The sequence below is a fragment of the Pseudomonas poae genome (genome assembly GCA_028869255.1).
Lineage (GTDB): Bacteria > Pseudomonadota > Gammaproteobacteria > Pseudomonadales > Pseudomonadaceae > Aquipseudomonas > Aquipseudomonas poae_C.
This window is the reverse complement of the sequence record CP110972.1, coordinates 192,673-217,391: the sequence shown is the minus strand read 5'-3', so window position 1 is coordinate 217,391 and position 24,719 is coordinate 192,673. Positions and strand designations below refer to the sequence as shown.

Sequence of the window (24,719 nt, the reverse complement as noted above, 5' to 3'; positions counted from 1 at the left end):
CGCGTCCAGGCACCGCTTTACCGTGTCTGAGCGGTGTTCGCTCCCATCCCGAGCCGCCCCGCGCACAACCCTGATCCATGGGTGTTCGACCAATAATAATCCGCGTCCAAACGCGCAATGACCGTCAGGGATACCTCAATGAGCACCACCTATAACGAGGCCGCGACCGCCGCCCCGACCAACTCGACCGCCCGCGTCGCCACGGCGAGCATCGTCGGCACCGCTATCGAGTTCTACGACTTCTATATCTATGCCACGGCCGCCGCGCTGGTAATCGGCCCGGTATTCTTCCCGCAGACCTCCGGCACCGCGCAGATGCTGGCGTCGTTCCTGACCTTCGGCATCGCCTTCATCGCCCGCCCGCTGGGCTCGGCGCTGTTCGGCCACTTCGGGGACCGTATCGGCCGCAAATCGACCCTGGTGGCCTCGCTGCTGTTGATGGGCGTGTGCACCACCTTGATCGGCTTGCTGCCCGGGTATGACAGCATCGGGGCCTGGGCGCCGATCCTGTTGTGCGTGCTGCGTTTCGGCCAGGGCCTGGGCCTCGGCGGGGAATGGGGCGGCGCGGCGTTGCTGGCTACAGAGAACGCGCCAAAGGGCAAGCGCGCCTGGTTCGGGATGTTCCCGCAGTTGGGCCCTTCGATTGGCTTCCTCGCCGCCAACGGGCTGTTCCTGATTCTGGCCATGAGCCTCAACGACGAGCAGTTCCGCAGCTGGGGCTGGCGCATCCCGTTTATCCTCAGCGCCGCGCTGGTGATGGTCGGCCTGTATGCACGCCTGAAGCTGCATGAAACCCCGGTGTTCGCCAACGCCGTGGCCAAGCAAGCGCCGGTCAAAGTGCCGTTGGTGGAGTTGTTCAGCCAGCACTGGCTGCCGGTTTTGCTGGGCGCCGCGTCGATGGTGGTGTGCTACGCACTGTTCTACATCACCACCGCGTTTTCCCTGAGCTACGGCGTATCGACGCTGGGCTACAGCCGCGAGACCTTCCTCGGCCTGCTGTGCTTTGCGGTGCTGTTCATGGGGCTGGCCACACCGCTGGCGGCCCTGGCCAGTGATCGCTACGGGCGCAAGCCGGTGCTGATCGTCGGCGCGGTCCTGGCGATTCTGTCGGGCTTTACCATGGAGCCGCTGCTGACCCACGGTTCAACCTGGGCCGTTGCGTTGTTCCTGGCGCTGGAGCTGTTCCTGATGGGCGTAACCTTCGCCCCGATGGGCGCGATGCTGCCGGAACTGTTCCCGACCCGCGTGCGTTATACCGGCGCTTCGGCGGCGTATAACCTGGGAGGAATTGTCGGAGCGTCGGCCGCACCGTTCTTCGCGACCAAGCTGGTGGCGATGGGCGGGCTGAGTTATGTCGGCGGGTATGTGTCGGCGGCAGCATTGCTCAGCTTGATTGCTGTGCTGTGCCTGAAAGAGACGCGGGATAATGATTTAAATCGCGTCGTCTGATAGATCGCTTTCGCGAGCAAGCCAGCTCCCACTTTGGGCCGCATTTACCCTGTAGGAATGCAATCAAATGTGGGAGCTGGCTTGCCTGCGATAGACGCGACGCGGTTTACAGCTCTACAACAACCGCTTGGGAAGCACGGGTGGCTTTAGCCCGCGCCGCCTCAATCGACTCATCCCGAGCCAACGCCACACCCATCCGACGCTGGCCATTCACCTCAGGCTTACCAAACAGACGCAACGCCGTATCCGGCTCGCTCAATGCAGCGCCGAGGTTGGCGAACGCGGTCTGGGTCGACTGCCCTTCCACCAGGATCACCGCCGAAGCCGAAGGCCCGAACTGTCGGATCAACGGGATCGGCAGGCCCAGGATGGCGCGAGCGTGCAGCGCGAACTGCGACAGGTCCTGAGAGATCAGCGTGACCAAACCGGTGTCATGCGGGCGCGGCGAGACTTCGCTGAACCACACCTGATCGCCCTTGATGAACAACTCAACGCCAAACAGGCCACGGCCACCCAGCGCCTCGGTTACCGCTTTGGCAACACGTTCGGATTCCGCCAGGGCAATCGGGCTCATGGCTTGCGGCTGCCAGGATTCCTGGTAGTCGCCCTTCTCCTGACGGTGGCCGACCGGCGCGCAGAAGGTGGTGCCGCCGATGTGACGCACGGTCAGCAGGGTGATTTCGTAGTCAAAATCGATAAACCCTTCGATGATCACCCGGCCTTTACCGGCACGCCCGCCTTCCTGGGCGTAATCCCAGGCTTTCTGCACGTCGTCGACGCTGCGCAGCAGGCTCTGGCCCTTGCCCGAGGAACTCATCACCGGCTTGACCACGCAAGGGAAGCCCAGGTCATGGACGGCCTTGCTGTAGTCCTCGAAGGTGTCGGCGAAGTGGTACGGCGAGGTCGGCAGGTCCAGCTCTTCAGCGGCCAGGCGACGGATGCCTTCGCGGTTCATGGTCAGCGAGGTAGCACGTGCGGTCGGGATCACGGTGAAACCTTCGGCCTCCAGCTCCACCAGGGTGGCGGTGGCGATGGCTTCGATTTCCGGCACGATGAAGTGCGGCTTTTCCGCTTCGATCACGGCACGCAACGCGGCGCCGTCGAGCATGTTGATCACGTGACTGCGATGCGCCACCTGCATGGCCGGCGCGTTGGCGTAGCGATCCACGGCAATCACTTCAACGCCCAGGCGTTGCAGTTCGATTACCACTTCCTTGCCCAGCTCACCGCAGCCACACAGCATTACGCGGGTCGCGGTTGGCGACAATGGAGTTCCGATTCGGGTCATCTCAGGTCCTCAGGGGAGCGGATCATTTGGAGAAAGGCCGGCATTTTACATGAACTGCAGCCATTGGCCTCAGTTGGCGACGGCCCGCTTGCGCACACGCCAGGCCATGATCAGCCACACCACCGTGACGCCGGCGAATTTCGACACCAGCGCGGTACCCGCCACCGCCGGCGTGAGTGCGCCAATCAGGCCGAAGAAGATGAAGGTATCGAGGGGAATGCTCAGCGCCGAACTTATCCACAGACGGTCATGGAGCGGGCGTTTGGTGATGCTGAACACCAGCCAGTCGATGCACTCGGACACTGCGAACGCCGTGGCGCTGGCCAGCGCGATAGACGGGTCGGAGGTGATATACGACAGCACCAGCGCCGCCAGCATGGCCAGGATAGCGCCATGGCCGAAGCGGGTTTGCACCATGTCCCGCAGGACAAACACCAGGCCACCCCAGGCGGACCAGATGACATCCAAGTGTGGGGCGGTAGAAAAAGCGAAGTTGATCAGCACGACGCTGCTGATGTAGGCGATCAGGAAGAGCATGACGGGACGGGCCTGTAGGTAATGCCGCACAGGGTAATGCACTGCAATCAATGTGGCGAGCGGGCTTGCCCGCGTTGGGCTGCGAAGCAGCCCCAGTAGGCTCGCCGCGCTTGGTCAGGTAAACCACGGTGTCAGGTTTTGGGGCTGCTGCGCAGCCCAACGCGGGCAAGCCCGCTCGCCACACACGCCGGCTCGCCACCGCCCGCGCATCCAGCGCGTAATCTCATCCACAGTCCGCTGGCAACCGATGCAGTGCACTGCAATCAATGTGGCGAGCGGGCTTGCCCGCGTTGGGCTGCGAAGCAGCCCCAGTAGGCTCGCCGCGCTTAGTCAGGTAAACCACGGTTTCAGGTTTTGGGGCTGCTGCGCAGCCCGACGCGGGCAAGCCCGCTCGCCACACAAGCCGGCTTGCCACACACGCCTGCTTGCTACACAGGTTATGCGCCGGATTTACCGGGCGTCATCCATACCAACCCACTCGCCACCGCCCGCGCATGGCACAACCCCAGCACCACGCGGCGCTCGGTGTTGTCCATGCGGCTCCAGCGCGTAATCTCATCCACAGTCCGCTGGCAACCGGTGCAGGTATCGTCGTCATCCAGCGCGCAAATGCTCACGCAAGGCGAGGCGACAGGGCGTTCAATCGGGTTCATTCTGCCTGCTCAGCCAGATCACGCGCATAGCGTTGCGAGTTATGCACATAGTGCGCGGCGCTGGCTTCGAGCATGCGTTTTTGCGCGTCGCTCAGCTCACGCACCACTTTGCCCGGCGAGCCCATCACCAGCGAACCATCGGGGATTTCCTTGCCTTCGCCGATCAGCGAGTTGGCGCCGATGATGCAGTGCTTGCCGATCTTGGCGCCGTTGAGAATCACCGCATTGATGCCGATCAGGCTGTAATCGTCGACGGTGCAGCCGTGCAACATGGCGTTATGGCCGATGGTCACGCCGGTGCCCAGGGTCAGCGGGTAGCCCATGTCGGTGTGCATCACGCTGCCATCCTGCACGTTGCTGTTTTTGCCGATCAGGATCAGTTCGTTGTCGCCACGCAACACCGCGTTGAACCAGACGTTGGCGCCTTCCTCCAGCTTGACCTTGCCCACCAGCGTGGCATTGGGGGCCACCCAGCTGTGTGGATGAGTCTCGACGCGGGCGTCGCCCAGGCGGTATTTCATGGTTGTTCCCTCACGGCTGGCCGTTCAAGCGACGGCTTAGATATTGATGAAGCTCTTGGGCGGCTGGTGCAGGCTGATCTTGGCGTCGTCATAGAGCAGGTTGATCAACTCGACGATCATGATTGCCGTCAGCCCCCAGATCTTGTATTCGCCAAACCGGTAGCTGGGCACATACCAGCTGCGGCCCTGGTAATCGATTCTGTGGGTATGTTCACGCGGGTCCTGTCGGAAAAAGTCCAGCGGCACGCTGAACACCGCCGCAATCTCGGCGTCGTTGGCCAAGTACTCGACGTAATCGGGGATAACACCGACATAGGGCGTTACACGAATGCCGTGCAGGGAAATCAGCGGGCTCAGCGGGCCGATGACTTCTACCAGGCCGGGCGGCAGGCCGATTTCCTCTTCAGCCTCGCGCAGCGCGGTAAAGATCAGATCCGGGTCTTCGGGGTCGCGGCGCCCGCCAGGAAAGGCCACTTCGCCACCATGGGTCGACAGGCCGCTGGCGCGCAGGGTCAGGATCAGCTCAGGTTCGTCACTGCGGGTAATCGGCACCAGCACCGCGGCCTCGGGGAAACGCCCGTCAGTCTCAAGCAGGTGGGGGGTGTGATTGCTTACCCGGCGAAGTAGCTCGTCCAGCATGAGTCATCTCGGTCTGTTGGCTACCTTGCATCATGCACCAAAGCGTGCGGGCGCCCAACCCCAAAACCCGGGTGGTGTCGCTAAACGACAACTTGCAGGGCCCCGCCGGCCAAGCCAAGATAGACGCACTTTCCAGGAACCCCAGCATGAATTTCTGCAGCCAGTGCGGTAAACCGGTTACCCAGCGCATTCCCGAAGGCGACGCACGCCTGCGCTATGTGTGTGATCACTGCTCGACCATTCACTATCAAAACCCCAATATCGTCGCCGGCACCGTGCCGGTGTGGGGCGACAAAGTGCTGCTGTGCCGCCGCGCCATCGAGCCGCGCCTGGGATACTGGACCCTGCCTGCGGGCTTCATGGAAAACGGCGAAACCGTCGAACAAGCGGCCATGCGCGAAACCCTGGAGGAGGCCTGCGCCCGCGTGCGCAACCTGAGCATCTACACCCTGATCGATGTGCCGCACATCAGCCAGGTGCATATTTTCTACCGCGCCGAACTGGTCGACCTGGACTTTGCCGCCGGGCCCGAAAGCCTTGAAGTACAGCTGTTCGACGAAGCCGACATCCCTTGGTCAGAGCTGGCTTTCCGCACGGTCGGGCGTACGCTGGAATACTTTTTCGCTGACCGTCGGCAACAATCGTTCCCGGTGCGCAGCGAGGCCGTGCCGCCAATGGGCAAGCCCGCTCCATAACACTAGGGATACTGTTTCAATGCGTTGGTTGCTTGCTCTTATCTGCCTGTCATTCGCGACCCTGTCATCGGCCTCCACCGTGGAAACCCTGGGCGGCAAAACCGTCGAGAAAGTCCTGGTGCTCAAGTCCGCCCATCAGTTGCAACTGATCAACGACGGCAAACCCCTCAAGACCTATCGCATTTCCCTGGGCAAGAACCCCAAGGGTCACAAGCTGATCGAGGGCGACCGCCGCACGCCCGAAGGCTTCTACTGGATCGACTGGCGCAAGACCAGCGACCGCTTCAACCTGGCGATGCACATCTCCTACCCCAATATCAGTGACGCGGCCCGCGCCCGTCGTGAAGGCGTGAAGCCCGGCAGCATGATCATGATCCACGGCACCCCCGACACGGAGGATTACCCGGAACAGTGGTTCCACACCCTGGACTGGACCGACGGCTGCATCGGCATGCGCAACGTCGACATGCGTGAAGTCTGGAACCATGGTCAAAGACGGCACGATGATCGAAATCCGGCCTTGATCTTCGACCGTTCGTAAAATAATCCGAAAATAATTCCTGCCCTCAGGCAGCCCCCGCCGGTGAATACCAGTTCATCGCGCCGGGCTGCGTAGTTGTGCACGCAATAAAGACCTCTCTAATACCACTTGATACCAGGCACCATTAAAGCGCCCTGAAACCTGGTTCTGCACCGTTTTAGCTGCATTGACATGGTATTTAAGTGGTATTAATTTCCGGCCACTACCGGGCGACAACACTCCAATAACCGCATCGGAAACTTCACAGATGAACACCATCCTGACGCTGCGCCCCGACGACAAACAATCCACCCCGCTGTACCTGCAACTGGCGCGTAACCTGGAAGCGGCGATCCATGCCGGCCAGTGGAAATCCGAACAGGCCCTGCCCTCGGAACGCGCCCTCAGCGAGCAGCTGAGCATTTCGCGGGTTACCGCCCGTAAAGCCCTGGAAGTCTTGTTTGCCCAGGGCCTGATCCGTCGCAGCCAGGGCTCCGGCACGTTTATCACCCCACGCCTGGAGCAGCCGCTGTCACGTCTGTCGGGGTTCAGCGAGATGTTGCGCCTCAAGGGTTTTGTGCCCACCTCGCAATGGCTGGAACGCGACATCACCCCGCCGACCCACGAAGAACTGATCCGCCTGGGCCTGTCGCCGACCGACAAAGTGGCGCGCCTCAAACGCCTGCGCAAAGCCGATGACACGGTAATGGCGATCGAGATGACCGCCATGCCCGCCTCGGTGCTGCCGCAGCCGCAAGCCATCGGCAACTCGCTGTACGAATACCTGGAGAGCATCGGTAAACCCATCGTGCGCGCCCTGCAACATATCCAGGCCATCAATGCCTCGGACGAATTCGCCAAGCTCGTGGGCATCGCCCCCGGCACCGCCATGCTGCTGATGACGCGTGTCGGCTACACCGCCGACAACACGCCGATTGAAATCACCGACACCTACTGCCGCAACGACTACTACGACTTTGTCGCAGAGCTGCGCCGTCAAGACTACTCCGCTGAACTGCGACGTTAGAGAACTGCCCATGTCCGAAGACAATATCCTCACGCCCCACGGCTGGATGCGCGGCCGCCTGGTGCACGCACACGGCAAGGTCAGCGCCATTGAAGGCACGCCTTGCGACCCGGCCGACAACGACCTGCCCTACCTGCTGCCGGGCTTTATCGACCTGCATGTGCACGGCGGTGGCGGCAAGGACATCATGGAAGGCGCCACAGCCTTCGAGACCATCACCCGCACCCACGTGCGTTTTGGCACCACCTCGCTGCTGGCCACCACCATGACGGCGCCGGTCAACGAAATCTCCCGCGTGCTCGGTGAGATCGGCACCTATTGCGAAAGCCGCCCGGCCAACACCGCCCGCGTACTCGGCGTGCACCTGGAAGGGCCCTACATCAACCCCGGGAAACTCGGCGCGCAACCCAACTTCGCCCACACCGCGTTGATGGCCGAAGTCGAAGAATACCTGCGCCTGGCGCCGATCCGGGTGATCACCATCGCCCCGGAAATCGCCGGGCATGACAGCCTGATCCGCGCCCTCAGCCAACGCGGCGTGCGCATGCAGATCGGCCACACCCTGGGCAGCTATGAGGAAGGCGTCGCCGCCCTCGCCGCCGGCGCTACCAGCTTCACGCATTTGTATAACGCCATGAGCCCGCTGCATCACCGCGAACCGGGCATCGTCGGCGCCGCGCTGGCCCACGCCCAATACGCCGAGCTGATCCCGGACCTGCTGCACGTGCACCCCGGCGCCATGCGCGTGGCGTTGCGCTCGATCCCGTGCCTGTACTGCGTCACCGACTCCACCGCCGCCGCCGGCATGCCCGACGGCGAATACAAGCTGGGCAGCCACACCGTGACCAAATGCCTGGGCGGCGTGCGCCTGGCCGACGGCACCCTGGCCGGCAGCACCCTGACCATGGACCAGGCGCTGCGCAACCTGGTGAAAATCGGCCTGCCCATCAGCGAAGCCTCACAACGCCTGTCGCAGTTTCCTGCGGACTACCTGGGCCTGGAAGAACGCGGGCGCCTGCAACCCGGCAGCTTTGCCGACTGCGTACGCCTGGACCGCTCCCTGCACCTCACTGACGTAATGGTCGAAGGAGACACCATTGACTTCAAAAATGCTTGAAGAGGCCCTGGCCTCCTGTGACGCCGTCGCGGCGCAGCTGCAACGCCTGGACCCGCTGCTGGAAGAAGTCGCCGGTCGCCTGCGCCGTCAACCGCCGCAAGTGGCCATGACCATTGCCCGTGGCAGTTCGGACCATGCCGCCAGCTACTTTGCCTACCTGGCCATGCAGCACGTGGGCATTCCGGTGGCGTCGCTGCCGATGTCGGTGGTGACCTTGTTGCAGGCGCCGTTGAAAGTCAGCGGCCAGGTGGCGTTCGGTTTCTCGCAGTCGGGGCAAAGCCCGGACCTGGTCAACAGCCTGCGCCTGCTGCGCAAACGCGGCGCCCTGAGCATTTCGCTGGTCAACGCCGAAGAGTCACCGCTGGAAGCTGCCTGCGAATTCCACCTGCCGCTGTGCGCCGGGCCGGAACACAGCGTGGCGGCGACCAAAAGTTTTATCGCCACCCTCAGCGCCAGCGCGCAATTGATCGGCCACTGGAACCAGGAAGCCGACCTGCTGCAAGCCTGCCGCGCCTTGCCTGACGAGTTGCGTGTCGCCGCCAAGCAGGACTGGAGCACCGCCATCGACGCCCTGCGTGACAGCCAACGCTTGATGGTGATCGGCCGGGGCGCCGGTTTTGCGGTTGCCCAGGAAGCCGCGCTCAAGCTCAAGGAAACCTCGGCGATCCAGGCCGAAGCCTTCAGCAGTGCCGAAGTACGCCACGGGCCGATGGCCTTGATCGACGAAAACTACCCGTTGCTGATCTTCGCCCCACGCGGCGCCGAGCAAGCCGGCCTGTTGAGCCTGGCCGCCGATATGCGCCAACGCGGGGCCCGCGTGCTGCTGGCCGCGCCGGACGATATCGCCGAGCGCGACCTGACCCTGAGCCGCGCCGAACACCCGAGCCTGGACCCGATCCTGGCGATCATGAGTTTTTACGTAATGGCCGCCGACCTGGCGGTCGCCCGCGGCATGGACCCGGACCAACCGCGTCACCTGAGCAAAGTGACCCGCACCCACTGAGTTGCGTTTTCCTGATGAGTACCGTGCCCATGCCCAACAACAATAATCAATTGACCCTCAGCGCCCCCTTAAGCGGGCCGGTGCTGGCCTTGGGCGACGTTCCCGATGAAGTGTTCGCCGGTGGCGCCATGGGCGACGGTATTGCCATCGACCCGCTCAATGATTGCCTGCACGCCCCCTGTGACGGGGAGATCATTCATGTCGCCCGTACCGGGCATGCGCTGACCATTCGTGCGCACAACGGCGCCGAGCTGCTGATGCATGTAGGCATCGACACCGTGGAACTGAATGGCGAAGGGTTTGCGCTGCTGGTCAAGGAAGGCGCCCGGGTGAAGCGTGGCCAGGCGCTGGTGCAGTTCGACCTGGACCGCATTGCGCGGCAGTGCAAGAGCCTGGTCAGCCTGATCATTCTGACCAATGGCGAGGCCTTTGAGCTACAGCGCCAGGCGGGACCCATCGTCAAGGTCGGCGAGCCGTTGTTGCAGATTGCGCTGCGCTCAACGGCGCCGACGCAGACGGCTGTGGATAACTCAGTCAGCGAAGCCCGCGCCAGTGTGCGCATCACCCACCGTGGCGGTCTGCACGCGCGCCCCGCCGCGTTGGTCCGCAAGACCGCGCAGGGTTTCAGCAGCCAGGCCCAGTTGCACTATGCCGGTAAGTCGGCGCCGTGCGACAGCCTGATCGGCCTGATGGGGCTGGGTATCGGTGAAGGCGATGAGGTGCGTGTCACCTGTCGCGGCAAGGATTGCGAGGCGGCCTTGCAGGCACTGGTCGCCGCGCTGTCGGTGGCCATGAGCGAAGAGCATTGCGCGCCGGTGGCGGTCGCCCCACGCAAGGCGAATACCGAGGCAGATGTGTTGCAAGGCGTGTGTGCAGCCCCCGGCCTGGTGTGCGGGCCGCTGTTTCGCCTGACCGCTATCGAACTGCCGGCGGACACCGGCAATCACCGCGCCGACGAACAGCTGCAACGGCTGGATGCGGCCCTTGAGCAGGTGCGCGGTGAAATCCGCCAGACCCTGGACCACGCCCGCCTGCGCAAAAACCAAGCGGAAGAAGAGATCTTCGCCGCCCACCTCGCGCTGCTGGAGGACCCGGCCCTGCTGGACGCGGCCACCGCCGCCATCGAACACGGCAGCGCCGCCACTCACGCCTGGCGCGACGCAATCCAGGCACAATGCGCGGTGCTGCTGGCCCTGGGCAAGCCGCTGTTCGCCGAGCGTTCCAACGACCTGCGAGACCTGCAACAACGGGTATTGCGCGCACTGCTGGGTGAAGCCTGGCATTTCGAATTGCCGGCCGGGGCGATTGTCAGCGCCCATGAGCTGACCCCCTCGGACTTGCTGCAACTGAGCGCGCAGCAGGTGGCAGGCATCTGCATGGCCGAAGGCGGCGCCACCTCGCATGTGGCGATCCTGGCGCGGGGCAAGGGCCTGCCGTGTGTGGTCGCGTTGGGCAGCGAGGTGCTGGACGTGCCGCAAGGCCAACGCGTGGTACTTGACGCGGCCAACGGTCGCCTGGAACTGACGCCCAGCGAAGCTCGCCACGCCCACGTGCAGCAGATGCGCGAGGCGCAAAAACTGCGGCGTGAACAGCAACAGGCCCAGGCCCAGCAACCGGCGCGCACCACCGATGGCCGCACCATCGAGGTGGCCGCCAATGTCGCCTCCAGTGCCGAAGCTGAGGTGGCCTTTGCCAACGGCGCGGACGGCGTCGGCCTGTTGCGCACCGAGTTCCTGTTCGTCGACCGCCGCACCGCGCCGGATGAACAGGAACAGCGCCAAGCCTATCAGGCCGTGCTGGATGCGATGGGCGACAAGTCCGTGATCATCCGCACCATCGACGTCGGCGGCGACAAGCAACTCGACTACCTGCCGCTGCCCGTCGAGGCCAACCCGGTGCTGGGCCTGCGCGGGATTCGCCTGGCCCAGGTGCGCCCTGACGTGCTCGACCAGCAACTGCGTGCGCTGCTGCAAGTGTGCCCGCTGGCGCGCTGCCGCATCCTGCTGCCGATGGTCAGCGAAGTGGATGAACTGCTGCAGATCCGCCAACGCCTGGATGAACTGTGCGTGGCGCTGGAACTGACCCAACGCCCCGAGCTGGGGGTGATGATCGAAGTGCCTGCCGCCGCCTTGATGGCCGAACAACTGGCCGAGCATGCGGACTTTTTGTCCATCGGCACCAATGACCTGTCCCAATACACCCTGGCGATGGACCGCGACCATGCCGGCCTCGCCGCCCGGGTCGATGCTCTGCACCCGGCCTTGCTGCGACTTATCGCCCAGACCTGTGCCGGGGCGGCCAAACACGGGCGTTGGGTCGGCGTGTGCGGCGCCTTGGCGTCCGACCCGTTGGCCACGCCAGTGCTGGTGGGCCTGGGGGTCAGCGAACTGTCGGTGAGCCCGCCGCAAATCGCAGAAATCAAGGACCGCATCCGTCATCTGGATGCGGCGCAATGCCGGCAATTGAGCCAAGGCCTGCTCGACCTGAGCAGCGCCAAGGCCGTGCGCCAAGCCTGTCACACCCACTGGCCGCTGAGCTGAAAACAACAAGAAAAAGGAGACCCGCCATGTACCAACTATTCATCGAAGGGCTGCAACGCCTGGGCCGTGCATTGATGCTGCCTATCGCCATCTTGCCGATTGCCGGCCTGCTGCTGCGCCTGGGCGACACCGACCTGCTGAACATCGCCGTGATGCACGACGCGGGGCAAGCGATCTTCGCCAACCTCGCGCTGATTTTCGCCATCGGCATTGCCGTGGGCTTTGCCCGCGACAACAACGGCACGGCGGGGCTCGCCGGGGCGATTGGCTACCTGGTGATGGTCTCCACGCTCAAGGTGATGGACAGCAGCATCAATATGGGGATGCTCGCCGGTATCGCCAGCGGCTTGATGGCCGGGGCGCTGTATAACCGCTTCAAGGACATCAAGCTGCCGGAGTACCTGGCGTTCTTCGGCGGGCGACGCTTTGTGCCGATTGTCACCGGGTTCTCGGCCGTCGCGCTGGGGGTGATCTTCGGCCTGATCTGGCCGCCGATCCAGCACGGCATCAACAGCTTCGGCGTGTTGCTGATGGACAGCGGCAGCTTCGGTGCGTTCGTGTTCGGCGTGTTCAACCGCCTGCTGATCGTCACCGGCCTGCACCACATCCTCAACAACATGGCCTGGTTTGTGTTCGGCAGCTTCACCGACCCGGCCACCGGCGCGGTGGTCACCGGTGACCTGACCCGCTACTTTGCCGGCGACCCCAAGGGCGGCCAGTTCATGACCGGCATGTTCCCGGTGATGCTGTTCGGCTTGCCCGCTGCCTGCCTGGCGATGTACCGCAACGCCCTGCCGGAGCGGCGCAAAGTCATGGGCGGGATTTTTCTATCGATGGCGCTGACCTCGTTCCTCACCGGCGTGACCGAACCGATTGAATTCGCGTTCATGTTCCTCGCGCCGTTCCTGTACCTGATCCACGCGCTGCTCACCGGCCTGTCGATGGCCGTGACCAATATGCTCAATATCCACCTGGGTTTTACCTTCTCCGGCGGGTTTATCGACATGGTGCTGGGTTGGGGCAAGTCCACCAATGGCTGGCTGGTGTTCCCGGTCGGGCTGGCGTATGCGCTGGTGTACTACAGCGTGTTCAACTACTGCATTCGCCGCTTCAATTTGAAGACGCCGGGGCGTGAGGACATCCAGGTCGCGCAGGCTGAGGCGATGAGCGACAACCAGCGGGCCGGGGCGTATATCCGTGCGCTGGGGGGCGCGGCCAATCTGTTGAGTGTGGGCGCCTGCACCACGCGTCTGCGCCTGGACATGGTGGATCGCAACAAGGCAGTGGATGCCGAACTGAAAGCGCTGGGCGCCATGGCCGTGGTGCGGCCCGGCAATGGCGGGAGTTTGCAGGTGGTCGTGGGGCCACTGGCCGACAGCATTGCCGATGAAATTCGCTTGGCGATGCCGTCGTTTGTTGCAACCGCGCCAGTGGATAAGCCGGTAGCGGTGAACCTGCACGACGCAGAGAAATGGCTGAATGCCCTGGGTGGCCGGGCGAACGTGCGCCAGCTGGAAGCGGTGGCGATGACGCGGTTGCGGGTGGAGCTGGGGGATGATTCGGTATTGTCTGAAGCAGACCTGACCGCGCTGGGTTGCCAAGGTGTCAGCCAGCTTGATAGCGGTGTTTGGCATCTGTTGATTGGTGACAAGGCATCGGGGTTGGGTGAGGCGTTGGAGCGGTTGGTCGGTAGCCGTGAGGTGGGTGCCAGGGTTTAGCGGTGGAGTGACTGTTCTGGCCTATTCGCGAGCAAGCCCGCTCCCACATTTGAATGTATTCACACATCAAAATGTGGGAGCGGGCTTGCTCGCGAACGGCCCTCACAGGCGCCCTGTTACTTCTGCTCAGGCACCTCAAACAAATCCAACACCCGATCCACCATCAACTGAATCCCTTCCACCATCCGATGAATCCCCAGCACCGCATCGCGTTGCGGGCCGTCGACATCAAATGCCAGATTACCCGCCAGCGCCTGCACTGATGCCAGGTCTTGAGAGGCGTTGGCCAGCAGGGTTTCGCTGTTCAGGTTGGGGAGTACGGTGAAAAGTTGGTCAGTGGGCTGAGAGTCAGATGGGGGATTTGGACTGTCTTTGATCATGGTAATGCTCCTCAAATAATGGGAACTACCAACATCACTTGCAGATGATGGGTGGCAGCTGTGCGCGGGCCTGCAAGACCAAGGAAGGAGCCTCCCGGGTAGACCCAAAGGTCTCCCGCACACAGCCACCATAAAGCGATGACTATGAAAAGCGCCACGATTATAGCGGCGCTTATGAGCTCCAACATAATTTCGGCGGGCTTGCAGTCCCGGTCGCTGAATTGGCAGCGACCCACGAAGACTATTCAAGCCAGTTCCGAGGGACAACCTGAAAGCCTCGTAGGAAAACTCCTTACAACACGACTATCTATCTACAGCCCCATCCCCCGTCCCCTTCCCCAAGCTAAGGCCTCTAACCCTTAGCATGGAGAATGTGCCGATGAGCACTTCCACCTTGTCATTCGAAGATATCAAAGGCTCGCTCCACCAGATCGGCGGCCACCTGTTTCTGAGCCCGGCACAGTTGCTGCCCGAGCACCAACCGTCTGCCGAGCAGGCTTATCTGGAGCGTGTGAACAAGCTGCTCAAAACCCATTACCAAACCCTACTCGCCAAGAGCCGCAAACTTTACGCAGCGTTGTCCGGCAGTGACTTGCACAGCACACAAGGGCAAGCACTGGTCGACACACTCAAGCGCAGTCTCAACGCCGAGCTGCTGGACATGGACCTGCGCGAGCCGATCAACGGCGCCTCACGCAAGTCGTTCCTGATCGACGCGGCGGGACTTACGGCCTTGGAGTACGAGGCACGGCTGGGTGTTCAGGATCGTCTGCTGCACCCGCAAGACAGCGCGATGCTGGCGCAGGTGCGGTCGGCCCCTTCCCTGCGGCCGGGCCTGTATGCCCTGAGGTTCGACTATCAGGATAAAACCATCGAGCTGGCGGGCGCCTTTGTCGCTACGCAAAACAACAGCCCGAGCGTTACGTCGTTGACCGCCACCGAAGCTGTCGGGCGGGTGCTGTTGTTCACACCGGTGCGGGGCATTGAAGCGTTCGACTCACTGGGCGAACTCAACGAGCGCCTGCTGCAACTCATCAACCACCCCAACAGCCGCCATGAGTTCATGATGTTGCTGCCCCGGCGTTACCACACCCTGACGGCGGCGGGCATCTGGCCGCTGGCGCTGGCAAGCATCAACGAAAAGCCGCTGTTCGAGCACCTGTTCGATACCCAGGTGGACAAGCGCACGCAGGATATCGATTACGCGCTGAGCTTCGCCGACAACCCGAGTCGCGACCCGGCCCAATTACACAGCGCCCTCGACACCGCCATCACCACGACCCCGCCCGACTTCAGCGCCCGCCTTGAACTGCGCGCCCAGGCCCTGCTCGAACGCCACCTGCGTCAGACTGCGCCTGACTGGTATCGCAGCGCCAGCGAAACCCGGCGTGCCGAACTGGCGGTACATCTGGGGCAGTACGACCAAGCGCGCCAGACGCTGCTTGACCTGCTCGGCCCAGCCGCCACACCCCACACCCTGGCCGCCCATCAGTGGCGTGAGCGCTTGAGCGACGAGTTGGAGATTGACGACCTACAGCCCGAGCACCTGTTGGTCACCACCCGACGTGAGATGCCCGGCCTGGGCCCTTATGAACAACAGCGCAACCTGATCGACCTGGCCCTGCGTGGCCTGCACACCGGCGACGAATTGCCGGGCTCGGACTTTGTGCAAAACACCACGCTGACTTATCACGGTGCAGCACTGCCCGAGGCGTACAACGACCTCACCCCCACCTGGCTCGCCAAGCAGCTGAACACCCTGCAGCCGCGTATCGATTTTGCCCAGGTGCAACAGGACCTGCATGGCCGTCCCGCGCTCAGGCAGGCCATCGAACAGATGCTGGACCGGCGGATCAATGCACTGGCCTACACCGCCGTGCTGCAAAGCCACTTGAGCGACGATGACTTCCAGTTGATCCAGCGCCTGCGCGCCGGCAGCGACCCGCACCTGAGCGCCGCCAGCCTGGGCTCCGGCGCGCTGTCCCTGCATGGCGCGCAACTGCTGGACCTGTGGGCACTGCGCCAGGCCGATAGCACCGGCACAATCAAGCGCGTGTTGCTGTGCACTCCGCAGGCACCGCGTGCGCAGCAATTCATGGCCTTCGACAGCGAAGCGCTGTGCCAGGCCCATATCCTGGGCTGGGCTGTGGATAACGGCGTGGAGGCGGCTTCCGGCAGCCTCACCGATTACCTGATCACGCGCCTGCCCATGCGCTTTCGCGGCACCATGAACACCGTGCTGGCCGACCTGGGCTTCAAGCCCCATGACCAGGAACACCAGGAGGTCACCTTCAATACGGCATCAAGCTATCAGGCCTGCCTGCAATCAATGGCCGAGCATGCGCTGCGCACGCGCGTGGATGACTATGACTTCAGCACGCCGCTGTGGTTTCGCTCGGCCAGCGCCGAACAGAGAAAAACACTGCTGACGCTGAACGAAAACGCCGACAACACACTGCGAGCCTACAACGCCCAGGCGTTTTCGGAAGCCAGCTTCCCAAGCTTCGACAGCTACGTGCACCAACAGGCGCGGCTGCGTTTGAACCAGTTGCTAGGTCGGCCAGGCAACGATGTCGACCCCAACAGCGTATGGGCCTACTCACCGCCCGCGCTGATCGGTGTGTGGACACCTGCGCCGCAAACCTATACCCAGCTGTATCGCGACGGCTACGCAGATGGCGTGGGGTTTATCGACGAAAAATTCTCCCACTCGGCACGCTTCAGAGGCCCGCAAGGCATCGACCTGAGGCCACTGACCGCACAAAACGTGGCGCGCTCGATCACAGGCGTGTGGATCGGCGAACGCTACATCAAAAAGGTGCGGGACACGCTGCTGAACAACCGCGAGCCCTCTTATGACCTGCGCCGCAGAACCGTACTGGCCATCACCCAATGGCAATTACAAATCGCCGCCCTCGAGCACCACCTGCAAGGCCATATCGCCGGGGTTGACCAGCAATGGCTGGACCAGTGCATCGCCGGCATGGGCGACACCTCGGTGCAGACCCGCAACCGCTACGCCATCCATCGCCTGATGATCGATGGCGATTGGGTCATCGGTGCCTGGCTGTTCACCCACGCTGACAACCCCGTGATGCTCTACACCCCGCATGCCCCCGATGGCATCAGCTTTCGCGAGGCACGGCTGTTCAATTACCTGTTGAAAAAGCAGCCGGGCATGGTGGATTACCTCACCGAACGGGTGGGTGTGCAATCGCGCACGCGGGTTCGCAACTTCCTTGAAGATGCCAGACGCAACCTCCCCGACCAGCTGGACAAAACCAACGTCAGCCCGGCGCGCTACGACACCACCCGCGGCGTTGCGCCGGTGACCGATATGCGCCAGGCGCTGTACAACATGAAACTGCAACGCCGCATAGACGACGTTGAAGCCACCACCGTAAGCCGCACACAGATGATCACCGGCATTCTCTGGACCTGCATCGAGTGGGTAGCGGCGGTTGCCACGGCGCCGTTTCCGGTGCTGAGCCTGAGTGTCGGCCTGTTACTGGCCTTCAAGGACGCCATGCTGGCCTGGCATGCCTACAACCAGGGCGACACCTCGGCCGCCTTCGAGCATTTCCTCGGCTACCTGTTCAACAGCGCCGGGGCGCTGTTTACCGATCTACGCCCCGCCCTGCGCTCACTCAACCCCGTGGCCAAACCGCTGCGCCTGAGTGCTGCCGATACCGGGCAAAGACGTACGATGCAGCTGATCAACCAACTGGAAACCGCGTCGCCCACCCCGCAAGGCATGCAACCGGTTATCTTCGATGGCCAGGCGTTATGGGCGCCCACTACCCCGGATGCGCTAGGCCGGTATTTGCTGCATCGCGTTGATCCTGCCAGCGGCAACCTGGTGTCTACCGCCCGCCTGGCCGAGCCCGATGCTCAAGGCGTGTGGGTACGCAGCGGGTTGGCCGGGGGCGCGCCCAAATATGAAACCTTGCCGCAAACCCCCGGCCCCCTTCTGGATTACGGAGTCCCTGCGAAACATTGGCGTGACGTTGAATCCATCCTCGACCCGCAGATGAAAAGCAAGCTGATCCTGTCTGCCGATGTGATGCAACTCCCTGCGCAAATGCAGTTGGATCAGACCGTGCAGCACCTGCGCAAGGCACGGGGTGCGTATCAGGAGCAGGTGTCGCGCCTGGCCACCGACGCCCAGGCGTTTTACCAGGCGTTTGTGCCATTGCCTGCGGTGACGAGTGTGCCGACTGTCGAGGCCAGTGCCTCATTCGCCCAACTGCTTGGCAGCGAGGCGTTCAGCGGCAACAAGCACTTGATCGTCGGCGCCCTCCCCGGCTCCATTGCCGGCAAACAGGTGCTGATCGACAACCTGGATACCCTGATTCAACGGGGCTTCAAAACGCTGTACCTGGAATACTTGCCGGGGGATGTGTTCAGCAAAAAACTGGAGAAACTCAACAGCGGACAATCCTGGCGCCATATTCAGTTGCACTTGAAAACCGTCGACAAGGCCATGGGCTTTGCATCGAACGCGCCCTACTCGTATCTGGCGCTGGTCAGCAAGGCGCGAGAAAAAGGCCTGGCGATCAAGGCACTGGACGTGTCGACGTCCTACCAACTGGACAGCGCCCTGATCCTGGGCGACACGCCGCCCACCACGCCACGCAACAACCGCCTGAGAAATTTCTACTCGCATAAGGCCATCGAAGCAGATATGGCCAACACCCCGCAGGAACGCTGGGTGGCTCTGGTAGAGCCGTCGCGCCTGCGCACGTTCGAGCAGACGCCAGGCATGGCAGACCTGCATGACGCTGTCGCACTGCGCATTGAAGATGTCGGCACGGACCAGCCCGTGGGCATTCGTATTGATACGCCTGGCTCGATACCCGGCGACGCCCAAGCCAAGGGCGACTACCTTATGACCCTGCCTACCGCCTACAAGGCGGCCGAGCTTGCCCCACCGCCTGTATCGGTGCCCACCCCTGTCGTTGAACACTTCAGCGAATTCGACATAGCGCCGGCCTTCATCGACGATATCGGCCAGCTGGCGCGGGAGCCCCATGGCCTGGACAGCTCATTCGGGCTGCTGACCAAATCACGCAAGCCCGCCTACGACTCATTCATCGACACACGCTCACGGTTGAACACCAGCGCCAAAACCTTCTTCACCGACTATGTACCGCCCGCCCGGCCGACACTGCCGGTGGTCACGGCAACCACCACACCGCAAGCGTTTATCCAACAGGTCAGCGAAAGCCGGCTGTCCGGGTTACTGATCGGGGAAGGCCATGGTCATGAAGCCAGCAAGGGGTTCCTCAGAACGCAAATGAAAACCCTCAAGGAGGCCGGCTTCAAGACCCTCTATGTCGAACACCTGCTCACCGATATGCATCAGGCCGAGCTGGATCTGTTCCACCGTACCCAGCGCATGCCCGACCGCCTCAAGGCTTATCTCAACAGTCAGGATCAAGGGCATATGCGGGGGTACAGCGGCCCCGACACCTACACTCAAGTGGTGCAGGCCGCGAATAAATATGGCATTCGCGTGCGGGCCCTGGACTGCGCCGCCAGCTATCACCTCAAAGGGCCGTCGTCGACCAAGCTGTCGCGAAACCAGATGTTCAGTTATTTCGCCACCAGGGTCATCGAAGCCGACCAGGCGGCGCAAGGCCCGCACCAATGGATCGCTTTTGTCGGCAGCGCCCATACCAATAACAACGATGGCGTGCCGGGGCTGGCCGAAATGCTGGGTGCCGTCAGCCTGAATGTGCGGGATAGCACGCCGGCACTTGCCCGAGGCATTCACCAAGGCTACTGGGAAAGCGATCTCGACAGCCTCACGTCGGTTGCCATGCGCAGTGACTTCAAGCTCGAAGTCGGCAAAACCGGCTATCCGCCCCCCATCGCCTTCGTACCGGTTGACCGGTCGAAACTGACCCGCCCCGGGGACTATCTGATCGAGCGGCCATCGAGAGCGGAAACCCGGCTGGTACATCGCTCCAGTACGGGAGAAATCGTCACCACGCCGATTCAAGTGGACGACAACGGAATGTTTTTCATCGATCGCTGGGGCAAAAAGGAAAAACGTTACAAGCAGCTGTTCCCCTTGTTCAAAATGCTTGAGGCAGAGGTAAAACTGACTCCTGCGAAGTAAAGACTGCACCCAACAAAAAACCCGCTGGCCGTAAGGGCCCAGCGGGTTTCCTGTTTTACAGCCAGCGGATCAGAAATCCGCCAGCTGCCACACTTCATAAGCCGGTGTTTCATATGGGTGGCTGAGCTTCAACGCGGCCACAACCGCCTTGATCAGCTCATCGGCCACCACCAGCTCGACCTTCCATTCTTCGACCTCCTCAACCTGGCCAACCTGCCCGATAAACGGCTGGCTGCCGTCCAACGCGCGAAACTGGCCGCGGCCCAGCACTTGCCAGGCGCAGCTGTCGTAGTCGCCGATGCGCCCGCCGCCAGCGGCGAAGACGGCGGTTTTCACCGTCTCCACATGGCTGTCGGGCACAAAAAAGGCCAGCTTGAACACTGCCTTAGTTCACCCACACGCGGGCGTTGCGGAACATGCGCATCCACGCGCCGTCCTCGTCCCACTCTTCCGGGCGCCACGAGTTCTGCACGGCGCGGAATACACGCTCCGGGTGCGGCATCATGATGGTCACGCGGCCGTCGCGGCTGGTAAGGCCGGTGATCCCGCGCGGCGAGCCGTTCGGGTTGGCCGGGTAGCTCTCGGTGACCTTGCCATGGTTGTCGACGAAACGCATCGCCACGCAACCGGACAGGTCGGCTTCGAGCAAGGCTTCTTCGTTGGCGAACTCGGCATGGCCTTCGCCGTGCGCGATAGCGATCGGCATGCGCGAACCGGCCATGCCTTGCAGGAAGATCGAGTTCGACTCCTGCACCTGCACCATGGCCACACGGGCTTCGAACTGCTCGGAACGGTTACGCACAAAGTGCGGCCAGAACTCGCTGCCCGGGATCAGTTCGCTGAGGTTGGACATCATCTGGCAACCGTTGCACACACCCAGGGTGAAGCTGTCGTTACGCTCGAAGAAGCCCTGGAACGCATCGCGGGCACGGCTGTTGAACAGGGCCGACTTGGCCCAGCCTTCACCGGCACCCAGCACGTCGCCGTAGGAGAAACCGCCGCAGGCTACAAGGCCTTTGAATTCGTTGAGGTCGACGCGACCGGCGAGGATGTCGCTCATGTGCACGTCAATCGCATTGAAGCCGGCGCGGTCGAACGCGGCCGCCATTTCTACCTGGCCGTTGACGCCCTGCTCACGCAGTACGGCAACTTGTGGGCGGATGCCTTTTTTGATGTAAGGCGCGGCGATGTCCTGGTTGACGTCGAAGCTGAGCGTGGTGCTCAGGCCCGGGTTTTCTTCTTCCAGGATCACGTCGAATTCCTGCTCGGCGCAATCGGCGTTATCACGCAGGCGTTGGATCTGGTAGCTGGTCTCGGCCCACTGGCGTTGCAACAAGCGGCGCTGGCCGGCGAACACGGTATCGCCATTGAAGGAGATGTTGATTTCACCGTTGTTGATCGGCTGGCCGATCACCGCCACGCAGTCGTCCAGGCCAGCGGCGCTGAACTGTGCGAGTACGTCCGGGGTAGCGTCCTGGCGAACCTGGATCACCGCACCCAACTCTTCGTTGAACAGGATGCCGTTGATCTCGGATGCATCCTCGGCAACGCTGTCGAGCACGATGTTCAGGCCGCAGTGACCGGCGAACGCCATCTCGACCACGCTGGTCAGCAAACCACCGTCGGAACGGTCGTGGTACGCCAGCAGGTGACCGTCGGCATTCAGGCCCTGGATCACGGCGAAGAAGGCTTTCAGGTCTTCGGCGTCATCCACGTCCGGCGCGTGCTTGCCGAGTTTGCCGTGGGTTTGCGCGAGGATCGAGGCGCCCATGCGGTTCTGGCCACGACCCAGGTCGATCAGGATCAGATCGGTGGTGCCCTTGTCCATACGCAGTTGCGGGGTGAGGGTCTGGCGGATGTCGGTGACCGGCGCAAAACCGGTAACGATCAGCGACAGCGGCGACGTTACAGTCTTGTCGACACCGTCCTCGTTCCAACGGGTGGCCATGGACATCGAGTCCTTGCCCACCGGAATGGTGATACCCAGCTCAGGGCACAGTTCCATGCCGACCGCTTTGACGGTGTCGTACAGGCGTGCATCTTCACCCGGGTGACCGGCAGCAGACATCCAGTTGGCCGACAGTTTGATGTCGGACAGCTTGCCGATGCGCGACGCGGCGATGTTGGTGAGGGTTTCACCAATGGCCATGCGGCCCGACGCCGGGGCGTCCAGCAGGGCCAGCGGCGTACGCTCGCCCATGGCCATGGCTTCGCCGGTGTACACGTCGAAGCTGGTGGCGGTGACGGCAACGTCGGCCACCGGAACCTGCCACGGGCCGACCATTTGGTCACGGGCCACCAGGCCGGTGATGGTGCGGTCGCCGATGGTGATCAGGAAGCTTTTGCTCGCCACGGCCGGGTGGTGCAGCACGCGTTCGATGCTGTCGGCCAGGTCGAGTGGGCTTGGGTCGAAGTCATCGCCTAGCTCGGCTTCACGTACCGCCGAACGGTGCATACGCGGGGCTTTGCCCAGCAGCACTTCGAGTGGCATGTCGACCGGGCTGTTGCCGAAGTGGCTGTCGGTCACGGTCAGCTGCGGCTCGGCAGTGGCTTCGCCGACCACGGCAAACGGGCAGCGCTCGCGTTCGCAGATGGCCTGGAAGCGCGCGAAGTCTTCGGCGCCAACCGCCAGCACGTACCGTTCCTGGGATTCGTTGCTCCAGATTTCGTGCGGGGCCATGCCCGGCTCGTCGTTTGGAATGTTGCGCAGTTCGAAACGGCCACCACGGTCGCCATCGTTGACCAGTTCCGGGAAAGCGTTGGACAAACCACCGGCGCCGACGTCGTGGATGAAGCTGATCGGGTTTTTATCACCCAACTGCCAGCAACGGTCGATGACTTCCTGGCAGCGACGCTCCATCTCTGGGTTTTCGCGCTGTACGGAAGCGAAGTCCAGGTCCGCCGAGCTGGTGCCGGTGGCCATGGAGGAAGCTGCGCCGCCACCCAGGCCGATGAGCATGGCCGGGCCGCCGAGCACGATCAGCTTGGAGCCGACCAGGATCTCGCCTTTCTTGACGTGTTCTTCACGGATGTTGCCCATGCCGCCGGCCAACATGATCGGCTTGTGGTAGCCGCGCACTTCATCGCCACGCGGGGTGGTGATGGATTGCTCGAAGGTACGGAAGTAGCCGGTCAGCGCCGGACGCCCGAATTCGTTGTTGAACGCGGCGCCGCCCAGCGGGCCTTCGATCATGATGTCCAGCGCGGTAACAATGCGCTCAGGCTTGCCGTACGGCACTTCCCACGGCTGTTCGAAGCCCGGGATCTGCAAGTTGGACACGGTAAAACCGGTAAGGCCCGCCTTAGGCTTGGCGCCACGACCGGTTGCACCTTCGTCGCGGATTTCGCCGCCGGAACCGGTGGCTGCGCCCGGGAACGGGGCAATCGCGGTCGGGTGGTTGTGGGTTTCAACCTTCATCAGGATATGCACCGGCTCCTGCACCGCGCCGTACTGGCGGGTTTCAGGGTCCGGGAAGAAACGCCCGGCGACGGAGCCGACGATCACCGAGGCGTTGTCTTTATAAGCCGACAGAACACCTTCGCTGTGCATCACGTAGGTGTTCTTGATCATGCCGAACAGGCTTTTTCCTGGCTTTCGCCGTCGATATCCCAACTGGCGTTGAAGATCTTGTGACGGCAGTGCTCGGAGTTGGCCTGGGCGAACATCATCAGTTCGATGTCGTGCGGGTTGCGCTTCAAGCCGTTGAAGGCATTGACCAAGTAGTCGATCTCGTCTTCGGCGAGCGCCAGGCCCAGTTCGGTGTTGGCCTTCTCGAGGGCGGCGCGGCCACCGCCGAGCACGTCAATCGCGGTCAGCGGCTTGGGTTCGGCGTGGCTGAACAGGCCGGCAGCCTGTTCCAGCTGGCTGACGATGATCTGGGTCATGCGGTCGTGCAGGCTGCTGGCGATCAGCTCGGCCTCGGCGTCGCTGAACTGCCCTGCTACATAGAAGGCAATACCGCGTTCCAGACGCTGGATGCTCGAAAGGCCGCAGTTACGCGCAATATCGCTGGCCTTGCTCGACCAGGGCGAGATGGTGCCGAACCGTGGCAGAACCAGGAACAAGCGGCCGCTCGGCTCTTGAACAGGAACGCTGGGGCCGTACTTCAGAAGGCGTGCGAGCACTTGCTGTTCGTCGGCGGTCAAGACGCCGGTAACGTCGGCGAAGTGAGCAAATTCAGCATACAGGCCTGTAACAGCTGGAACCTTCTGGCTCAGTTGCTCAAGGAGTTTGCTGTGGCGAAAGGCAGAAAGGGCAGGAGCGCCGCGCAGGATCAACATCTTCGGGACAGCCTCGGGAAGGGGGGTGTGCTTTGAGGCCGTGCATTCTAGCGTAAACCTGCGCCAACGGCACCCGAAACGGCACCGCTGGCCGCTGCCGAACGTCAGTTGGCACGGATTGCACGGTATCGGGGCGTTATCCAGGGCATGCGGCGCAGTTATTTTAACCGTCACAATCGGCCCCCAAGCCACGTTTCTGCGGGCTGCAGCACAGTTTTTCTGGCGCT

The 24,719-nt window shown here is 62.7% G+C and carries 15 protein-coding genes and 2 pseudogenes; 9 read left to right on the top strand and 8 right to left on the bottom strand.

Annotated elements, in window-relative coordinates:
* The first annotated feature begins 138 nt into the window (after nt 1–138).
* Nucleotides 139–1,449, top strand: coding sequence for an MFS transporter (locus tag LRS56_00995; GenBank protein WDU63198.1), 1,311 nt, complete (start codon nt 139–141; stop codon nt 1,447–1,449).
* A gap of 106 nt (nt 1,450–1,555) precedes the next feature.
* On the opposite strand, the gene purT is transcribed toward LRS56_00995, so the two are convergent.
* From purT to LRS56_00970, 5 genes are all read right to left on the bottom strand, one after another.
* On the bottom strand, nt 1,556–2,737 hold the full coding sequence (gene purT, locus LRS56_00990; GenBank protein ID WDU63197.1) for a formate-dependent phosphoribosylglycinamide formyltransferase: 1,182 nt from the start codon (nt 2,735–2,737) through the stop codon (nt 1,556–1,558).
* Between the two features lie 69 nt (nt 2,738–2,806).
* Nucleotides 2,807–3,274 carry a VUT family protein gene (locus LRS56_00985; protein ID WDU63196.1) on the bottom strand — a complete coding sequence of 156 codons (468 nt, stop codon included), beginning with the start codon at nt 3,272–3,274 and terminating at the stop codon, nt 2,807–2,809.
* A 437-nt stretch (nt 3,275–3,711) separates the two neighbouring features.
* Nucleotides 3,712–3,927, bottom strand: coding sequence for a DUF1289 domain-containing protein (locus LRS56_00980; GenBank protein WDU63195.1), 216 nt, complete (start codon nt 3,925–3,927; stop codon nt 3,712–3,714).
* Entirely contained in the window at nt 3,924–4,448 is a 525-nt protein-coding gene (locus LRS56_00975) for a gamma carbonic anhydrase family protein (GenBank protein WDU63194.1), read from the bottom strand. Before LRS56_00975 ends, LRS56_00980 begins: the two co-directional genes overlap by 4 nt.
* Before the next feature lie 36 nt (nt 4,449–4,484).
* Nucleotides 4,485–5,087 carry a CoA pyrophosphatase gene (locus LRS56_00970; GenBank protein WDU63193.1) on the bottom strand — a complete coding sequence of 201 codons (603 nt, stop codon included), beginning with the start codon at nt 5,085–5,087 and terminating at the stop codon, nt 4,485–4,487.
* A gap of 146 nt (nt 5,088–5,233) precedes the next feature.
* Between LRS56_00970 and LRS56_00965 the strand changes: the two genes are divergently transcribed.
* The 7 genes and pseudogenes from LRS56_00965 (at nt 5,234) to nagE (ending at nt 13,707) form a co-directional block, all read left to right on the top strand.
* Complete coding sequence (locus LRS56_00965) at nt 5,234–5,782, top strand: NUDIX hydrolase (GenBank protein WDU63192.1); 549 nt, start codon at nt 5,234–5,236, stop codon at nt 5,780–5,782.
* 19 nt (nt 5,783–5,801) lie between these two features.
* Nucleotides 5,802–6,306, top strand: a pseudogene (locus LRS56_00960) (L,D-transpeptidase family protein).
* Nucleotides 6,307–6,570: 264 nt separating this feature from the next.
* A complete protein-coding gene (locus tag LRS56_00955) occupies nt 6,571–7,329 on the top strand; it encodes a GntR family transcriptional regulator (GenBank protein WDU63191.1) in 759 nt (252 codons plus the stop codon).
* A gap of 10 nt (nt 7,330–7,339) precedes the next feature.
* Nucleotides 7,340–8,446 (top strand): N-acetylglucosamine-6-phosphate deacetylase, encoded by a 1,107-nt coding sequence (nagA, locus tag LRS56_00950; GenBank protein WDU63190.1) that lies wholly within the window; start codon nt 7,340–7,342, stop codon nt 8,444–8,446.
* Nucleotides 8,439–9,449, top strand: coding sequence for an SIS domain-containing protein (locus LRS56_00945; GenBank protein WDU65668.1), 1,011 nt, complete (start codon nt 8,439–8,441; stop codon nt 9,447–9,449). The genes nagA and LRS56_00945 overlap by 8 nt, the downstream gene beginning before the upstream one ends.
* A 29-nt stretch (nt 9,450–9,478) precedes the next feature.
* Entirely contained in the window at nt 9,479–11,989 is a 2,511-nt protein-coding gene (ptsP, locus tag LRS56_00940; protein ID WDU63189.1) for a phosphoenolpyruvate--protein phosphotransferase, read from the top strand.
* A 26-nt stretch (nt 11,990–12,015) separates the two neighbouring features.
* On the top strand, nt 12,016–13,707 hold the full coding sequence (nagE, locus tag LRS56_00935; GenBank protein ID WDU63188.1) for an N-acetylglucosamine-specific PTS transporter subunit IIBC: 1,692 nt from the start codon (nt 12,016–12,018) through the stop codon (nt 13,705–13,707).
* A gap of 116 nt (nt 13,708–13,823) precedes the next feature.
* On the opposite strand, the gene LRS56_00930 is transcribed toward nagE, so the two are convergent.
* On the bottom strand, nt 13,824–14,087 hold the full coding sequence (locus LRS56_00930) for a DUF6124 family protein (protein WDU63187.1): 264 nt from the start codon (nt 14,085–14,087) through the stop codon (nt 13,824–13,826).
* Nucleotides 14,088–14,466: 379 nt separating this feature from the next.
* On the opposite strand from LRS56_00930, the gene LRS56_00925 reads away from it, so the two are divergent.
* Nucleotides 14,467–20,211: a membrane-targeted effector domain-containing toxin gene (locus tag LRS56_00925; GenBank protein WDU63186.1), complete on the top strand. Its 5,745-nt coding sequence runs from the start codon at nt 14,467–14,469 to the stop codon at nt 20,209–20,211.
* A gap of 69 nt (nt 20,212–20,280) precedes the next feature.
* Here the strand turns inward: LRS56_00925 and LRS56_00920 are convergent, their stop codons facing one another.
* The gene (locus LRS56_00920) at nt 20,281–20,592 is read right to left on the bottom strand and encodes an NGG1p interacting factor NIF3 (GenBank protein ID WDU63185.1); all 312 of its coding nucleotides are present in this window, start codon (nt 20,590–20,592) and stop codon (nt 20,281–20,283) included.
* A 4-nt stretch (nt 20,593–20,596) separates the two neighbouring features.
* Nucleotides 20,597–24,492: pseudogene (gene purL, locus LRS56_00915) on the bottom strand (phosphoribosylformylglycinamidine synthase).
* Nucleotides 24,493–24,719 lie beyond the last annotated feature (227 nt).

Bases quoted from the DNA above. Each gene is read 5' to 3' on its own strand.
- LRS56_00925 (WDU63186.1), top strand. From the start codon at position 14,467: ATGAGCACTTCCACCTTGTCATTCGAAGATATCAAAGGCTCGCTCCAC.
- nagE (WDU63188.1), top strand. From the start codon at position 12,016: ATGTACCAACTATTCATCGAAGGGCTGCAACGCCTGGGCCGTGCATTG.
- purT (WDU63197.1), bottom strand. From the start codon at position 2,737: ATGACCCGAATCGGAACTCCATTGTCGCCAACCGCGACCCGCGTAATG.
- LRS56_00965 (WDU63192.1), top strand. From the start codon at position 5,234: ATGAATTTCTGCAGCCAGTGCGGTAAACCGGTTACCCAGCGCATTCCC.
- LRS56_00975 (WDU63194.1), bottom strand. From the start codon at position 4,448: ATGAAATACCGCCTGGGCGACGCCCGCGTCGAGACTCATCCACACAGC.
- LRS56_00930 (WDU63187.1), bottom strand. From the start codon at position 14,087: ATGATCAAAGACAGTCCAAATCCCCCATCTGACTCTCAGCCCACTGAC.
- nagA (WDU63190.1), top strand. From the start codon at position 7,340: ATGTCCGAAGACAATATCCTCACGCCCCACGGCTGGATGCGCGGCCGC.
- LRS56_00995 (WDU63198.1), top strand. From the start codon at position 139: ATGAGCACCACCTATAACGAGGCCGCGACCGCCGCCCCGACCAACTCG.
- LRS56_00985 (WDU63196.1), bottom strand. From the start codon at position 3,274: ATGCTCTTCCTGATCGCCTACATCAGCAGCGTCGTGCTGATCAACTTC.
- LRS56_00980 (WDU63195.1), bottom strand. From the start codon at position 3,927: ATGAACCCGATTGAACGCCCTGTCGCCTCGCCTTGCGTGAGCATTTGC.
- ptsP (WDU63189.1), top strand. From the start codon at position 9,479: ATGCCCAACAACAATAATCAATTGACCCTCAGCGCCCCCTTAAGCGGG.
- LRS56_00955 (WDU63191.1), top strand. From the start codon at position 6,571: ATGAACACCATCCTGACGCTGCGCCCCGACGACAAACAATCCACCCCG.
- LRS56_00945 (WDU65668.1), top strand. From the start codon at position 8,439: ATGCTTGAAGAGGCCCTGGCCTCCTGTGACGCCGTCGCGGCGCAGCTG.
- LRS56_00970 (WDU63193.1), bottom strand. From the start codon at position 5,087: ATGCTGGACGAGCTACTTCGCCGGGTAAGCAATCACACCCCCCACCTG.